The sequence below is a fragment of the Rhodococcus sp. NPDC057014 genome, from assembly GCF_042673295.1.
In the GTDB taxonomy this organism is placed as follows: domain Bacteria; phylum Actinomycetota; class Actinomycetes; order Mycobacteriales; family Mycobacteriaceae; genus Rhodococcus_F.
On record NZ_JBHUSF010000494.1, the window covers coordinates 1 to 4,308 of the forward strand.

Consider the following 4,308-nt stretch of genomic DNA (forward strand, 5'->3'; position numbering starts at 1 on the left):
TTTCCGGGGTGAGGACTCGGTGTTTCCGGTCAGCTTTCGACGTGGACCGGGTGGTCGGCGCGGTCGAGGTGGAGCAGCACCTGGGTGGCGACCGGTTCACCGCCGAGTGTCGACGCGACCCACGAGGCGACGTCCTCCGACTTGCGGGTGAAGTCGTGGATGTCGAGGGTGGGGTCGGCGGTCACGACGATCGACAGGGTGGGGAGTCCGCGTTCGACGACGGCGCGGGCCCGCGTCTGCCGGACCCCCGGGTACTGGGCGAGTTCGCTGGCGACCCCGTTGGCGAGGGATCCCAGGTCGACGGTGACGTAGGTGCCCGATTCGCGATCCGGCACGGCGACGGGGGATGTGCGGCGCCGGGTGAGGTCCAGGGCGAGGAGCACGATGCCGAAGACCAGTCCCACGACGACCGTTGCGGCGAGGGCCCAGCCCCACCAGCCCTGGTCAGGAAGCGCGGTGACGCGTGCGCGGTCGTACCGCGACATCCATTCCCGGACGATCGGAACCTGCAGGTCCCATGCGATGGCGTAGGCGCCGAATCCGAGGAGCAGAAGCCCGACGAACAGGACGATCAGCCGGTTGACGGCGGCGGTCCGATGGGTCACGGCTTCACCTGCACTCGGAGTTCGGGGGACGTGCCGAGCAGCGACAGCGTCGGTTCCACCGCCTCGCGGACGGAGATGGCCACGTCTGCGGCGGGTGTCGACTCGGTGCGCACCACGCGGACGGTGACGTGCTTGCGGTCGACGGTCGTGTGCGCCGACAGCACCCCGGGGACGGTGTTGGCGTGACTACTGGAATTGCGGGCGAGGTCGGTGGGGCGCAGCCAGACGATCGGGGTGTCACCCACCGCGAGGGGCAGATGGGTGCGCGGCCGCGGTTTGAGGGCGGCGACGATGAACACGATTCCCAGCACGATCGCACCGGCGGCGACGGGGACGATCCAGTCGGACCAGTGCAGCCTGCCGAGCCATTGCGCGGTGTTGCGTATCCAGGGCGCGTTGGCGAACGTGCCGCGCATGATGAGCAGTTCCCGCGCGGCGACGACCGCGAGACCGAGGGCGGCGACGGCGACGATGATCGCGGCGGGCACCGCGGCCGGGGTTGCGCGCGGCGTGCGGGGCCGGATCGGCGCGACCGGGGTGGGCGGCACCGTCGGATCGCCCTGTTCCGCGTAGAGACTGTCGGCCCCGCTGTCTTCGGGTGCCGCGGATTCCGTTCCGACGACCACGATGTTGAGTTCGATGACCGGCATGCCGGTCAGCTGGGCGACCTGGTGGTGCACCTGCGCGCGGAGCCTGCGGTTGAGGAGATCGAGACGGCACGGCCATTGCACGGCGATGTACAGGTTGATCGCGACGGCGTCCGCTCCCGTCGAGACGTCGGCGCGGGGGAGTTCCCGGCCCGTCAGCCGGGACAGTCCGCCGGACTGCTTGACGACGCCGGGCACCTGGAGCGCTGCGGCGACGGCGATCTTCACGACGGCGCGTTCCTTGATGACCAGTTCGCCGCGCTGGGCGGTGTCGTCGAGCGTCGCGTCCTTCCGGGGGCCTGCGGGGGGTGCGGTGGACGGTTCAGCCACGGCCGCGGCTTCGGAGGATGGCGCCGAGATCGAGGTGCCCGTCGCGGTGCGCGCCGACGGCCATGCCCAGCGCGCCGAGCAGGACGGCGAAGACGAATCCGCTGAAACCGCCGAGGATGCCGGCGATGGCGAGGAGTAGTCCGACGATCAGGCCTGTGATGGTGCTGTTCATTGAGCGTGTCCTGTCTCTGTCAGGAGATCTTCGATGATCACGTCGACGGGGACGTCCACCAGCGATTCCACTGCGGCCCGCACTCTTTCGGCGGTGTCGACGACGTTGGCGGGGTAGCGCGCCGCGAGATGGACGGCACAGGAGGTGGGGCCGACGGTCACCCCGGTCACCCGGCGTCCGGGTAGGTACGTCGCGATTTCGCCGAACGGGCCGCCGTGCATCGCTGCCACTCCGGGGGTCGCGAGGACGGCGGCGACGATGCGTTCGGAGATGTCCTCCGCGTGGGTGTCCAGTGGGAGCGGTCCGGTCACTGCACCCTCGGTTTGCCGTCGAGTTCGGACGCGGCCTCGGATTCGTCGAACAGCATGACGTCGAAGACGGTGATGTTCACTTCCGTCACTTCGAGTCCGGTCATGCGCTCGACGGCCGCGATGACGTTGCGTCGGATGCCGACCGCGAGTTCGTGCAGTGCGACGCCGTATTCGGCGACGATGCCGATGTCGATGGCGGCCTGTTTCTCCCCGACTTCGACGGCGACGCCCTGGGCGTGGTTGACGCGGGCGCCGGGGATCCGGTCCCGGAGGGCGCCGACAGCGCGTGCGGTGCCGCCACCCACGTCGTAGACGCCGTTGATCTCACGGGTGGCGATGCCGGCGATCTTGGCGACGACGGCGTCCGCGATGATGGTCCGTCCCTCGGAACTGACGAGTTCCGGAGTCGCCCCGGCACCGAACTGCACGCGGCTGCGTGCGCCTGAATCGCTGGTCATCGTGGATCCCCTTCGAGTCGCCTGCCTTCTCCTCAACAGTAGTGATCACCGACGGTACGCGGGGTCTCCCACGCGCCTTTCCGTCCACGGATCTGCCTGGACGCCGACGCGAAAAATATTTGATATGACTACCCGGTACCATGGCGTGATCCAGGTAACAGAGCGCGCGACGAAAGGAACCCCATGGTGGAAGTGGCCCCCGACCAGGACGCTGCCCCCGGTGAGGACGCTGCTTCCGGTGAGGACGCTGCCCCCGGGCCCCGGACGTCGGCCGTCACCGCGGGTGTGGCGGTTCTGTCCGTCCTCGCACTCGCGTTCCTCGCGGTGAGTGGCTACTTCGGCTACACGCACCGGCAGGCGGAGCAGGCGGCGCAGCAGCGGTCCGAAATACTGGACGCCGCGCGTCAGGGTGTCGTGAATCTGACGACGATGGACTTCGAGCGGGCCGACGAAGGCGTGCAGAAGGTACTCGACGGCTCCGCCGGAGAATTCCGCGACGAATTCGAGGCCCGGTCCACCGATCTCGTCGCCGTCATGCGGGAGGCCCGGGTCAAATCGGTCGGGGAGGTGCGCCAGGCCGCGATCGAGAGGCAGGACGGCGATTCCGCCGACGTGCTCGTCGCGGTCGCCCAGAAGGTGTCGAATGCGGGTGGGGCCGCGGACGAGCCCCGTGGTCAGAGAATGCGGGTCACGATGCAGCTCGAGGACGGCACGTACAAGATCGTGAAGGCGGGGTTCGTGCAGTGAGTACCGACGCATCGCCGAAGTCGCGCAGTCTCCTCCTGATCCTGGGTGCGCTCACCGTGGTCACGGCCGTGCTGGCCGGGGTGCTGTACTTCACGCTCTACCGGCCCGACCGGAGCGTCGACGACACCGTCCGCGCCGCCGTCACCGACACCGCGTCGCAGGGCGCGATCGCCGTGCTGTCGTACGGGCCGGACACGGTGGAGAACGACGTCGGCGCCGCGAAGGAACGCCTGACGGGGGAGTTCCTCGACTATTACACGCAGTTCACGACGGACGTCGTCGTCCCGGCGGCGAAGGAGAGCCGGGTTGCCACGCAGGCGACGGTGGCCGCGTCCGGTCCGGTCGAGGTGGCGGCCGACACGGCCACGGTGCTGCTGTTCGTCAACCAGACCACTACCAGCGCCGCGAAACCGGAACCCGCGGTCACGGCGACGAGCATTTCCGTCGAGCTGACCAAATCCGGTGACGACTGGCTGATCTCCGGCTTCGATCCCGTCCAGGCCCACGGGTAGCGTTGGCGCCCATGAGCACTCTTCGAGAGGTCGGCGACCGCGAGTCGTGGCGCTGTTGGTTGTGTGACGAACCGGTGGATCCCGACATGTCGGTCAACGACCCGCGCGGCCCCAGCATCGACAGTGTCGTCACCGCGAAGAAGGCCAAGGCGAAGGGCGGCGTCGAACGCCTCGCTCACCGCGCGTGCAACACCAAGAAGGGCGCCGTGAAACCGGTCGTGCCGTGGCCCGACCGGTTGTTCGTCGTCGATCCCGCCCCGATCATCGGCGTCGTCGAACAACTCGGCCGCAAGGGTGGACGGGTGGCGGTGGCGCGGTGCCCGGGCCGATCGGACGCGGAGGACGCGTCGGAGTGGTTGCTCGACCGGTTGTCCCGTCTCGCACCGGAACTGGACGTCGAGACGCAGATCGACGCGGCCGGTGGCGCGTTCCTGCTCGTCGTGCGGCTCCGCCACCCGTGAGTACTTGTTAACCGCCGGCGGTTAACAAGTACTCACGGGCGGGGGATCGGCGGGTGCAGGGTGGT

Annotated in this window: 8 protein-coding genes; 3 read left to right on the plus strand and 5 right to left on the minus strand. The window is 69.0% G+C overall.

What is annotated here, in order from left to right; genetic code table 11:
- Window positions 1-29: 29 nt before the first annotated feature.
- From ACFTZB_RS43535 to ACFTZB_RS43555, 5 genes are read right to left on the minus strand one after another with little or no spacing between them, the layout of a single operon-like run.
- A complete protein-coding gene (locus ACFTZB_RS43535; RefSeq protein ID WP_378441894.1) occupies window positions 30-605 on the minus strand; it encodes a hypothetical protein in 576 nt (191 codons plus the stop codon).
- Window positions 602-1,582: a DUF6286 domain-containing protein gene (locus ACFTZB_RS43540; protein WP_378441896.1), complete on the minus strand. Its 981-nt coding sequence runs from the start codon at window positions 1,580-1,582 to the stop codon at window positions 602-604. The genes ACFTZB_RS43535 and ACFTZB_RS43540 overlap by 4 nt, the downstream gene beginning before the upstream one ends.
- On the minus strand, window positions 1,575-1,754 hold the full coding sequence (locus ACFTZB_RS43545; protein ID WP_005252219.1) for a hypothetical protein: 180 nt from the start codon (window positions 1,752-1,754) through the stop codon (window positions 1,575-1,577). Before ACFTZB_RS43545 ends, ACFTZB_RS43540 begins: the two co-directional genes overlap by 8 nt.
- Window positions 1,751-2,065 carry a hypothetical protein gene (locus ACFTZB_RS43550; RefSeq protein WP_378441898.1) on the minus strand — a complete coding sequence of 105 codons (315 nt, stop codon included), beginning with the start codon at window positions 2,063-2,065 and terminating at the stop codon, window positions 1,751-1,753. The genes ACFTZB_RS43545 and ACFTZB_RS43550 overlap by 4 nt, the downstream gene beginning before the upstream one ends.
- Window positions 2,062-2,523 carry an Asp23/Gls24 family envelope stress response protein gene (locus ACFTZB_RS43555; RefSeq protein WP_005252221.1) on the minus strand — a complete coding sequence of 154 codons (462 nt, stop codon included), beginning with the start codon at window positions 2,521-2,523 and terminating at the stop codon, window positions 2,062-2,064. Before ACFTZB_RS43555 ends, ACFTZB_RS43550 begins: the two co-directional genes overlap by 4 nt.
- Before the next feature lie 183 nt (window positions 2,524-2,706).
- Between ACFTZB_RS43555 and ACFTZB_RS43560 the strand changes: the two genes are divergently transcribed.
- Genes ACFTZB_RS43560 through ACFTZB_RS43570 form a run of 3 tightly spaced genes read left to right on the plus strand, consistent with a single transcriptional unit; the run spans window position 2,707 to window position 4,243 of the window.
- Window positions 2,707-3,270: a hypothetical protein gene (locus tag ACFTZB_RS43560; protein WP_378441901.1), complete on the plus strand. Its 564-nt coding sequence runs from the start codon at window positions 2,707-2,709 to the stop codon at window positions 3,268-3,270.
- Window positions 3,267-3,782 (plus strand): twin-arginine translocation pathway signal, encoded by a 516-nt coding sequence (locus ACFTZB_RS43565; RefSeq protein WP_378441903.1) that lies wholly within the window; start codon window positions 3,267-3,269, stop codon window positions 3,780-3,782. Before ACFTZB_RS43560 ends, ACFTZB_RS43565 begins: the two co-directional genes overlap by 4 nt.
- 11 nt (window positions 3,783-3,793) lie before the next feature.
- The gene (locus ACFTZB_RS43570; protein ID WP_378441905.1) at window positions 3,794-4,243 is read left to right on the plus strand and encodes a hypothetical protein; all 450 of its coding nucleotides are present in this window, start codon (window positions 3,794-3,796) and stop codon (window positions 4,241-4,243) included.
- Window positions 4,244-4,308: the final 65 nt, after the last annotated feature.

What these genes read in the sequence shown, in the direction of transcription:
- ACFTZB_RS43570 (WP_378441905.1), top strand. Translation starts at nt 3,794, where the DNA reads ATGAGCACTCTTCGAGAGGTCGGCGACCGCGAGTCGTGGCGCTGTTGG.
- ACFTZB_RS43545 (WP_005252219.1), bottom strand. Translation starts at nt 1,754, where the DNA reads ATGAACAGCACCATCACAGGCCTGATCGTCGGACTACTCCTCGCCATC.
- ACFTZB_RS43555 (WP_005252221.1), bottom strand. Translation starts at nt 2,523, where the DNA reads ATGACCAGCGATTCAGGCGCACGCAGCCGCGTGCAGTTCGGTGCCGGG.
- ACFTZB_RS43560 (WP_378441901.1), top strand. Translation starts at nt 2,707, where the DNA reads ATGGTGGAAGTGGCCCCCGACCAGGACGCTGCCCCCGGTGAGGACGCT.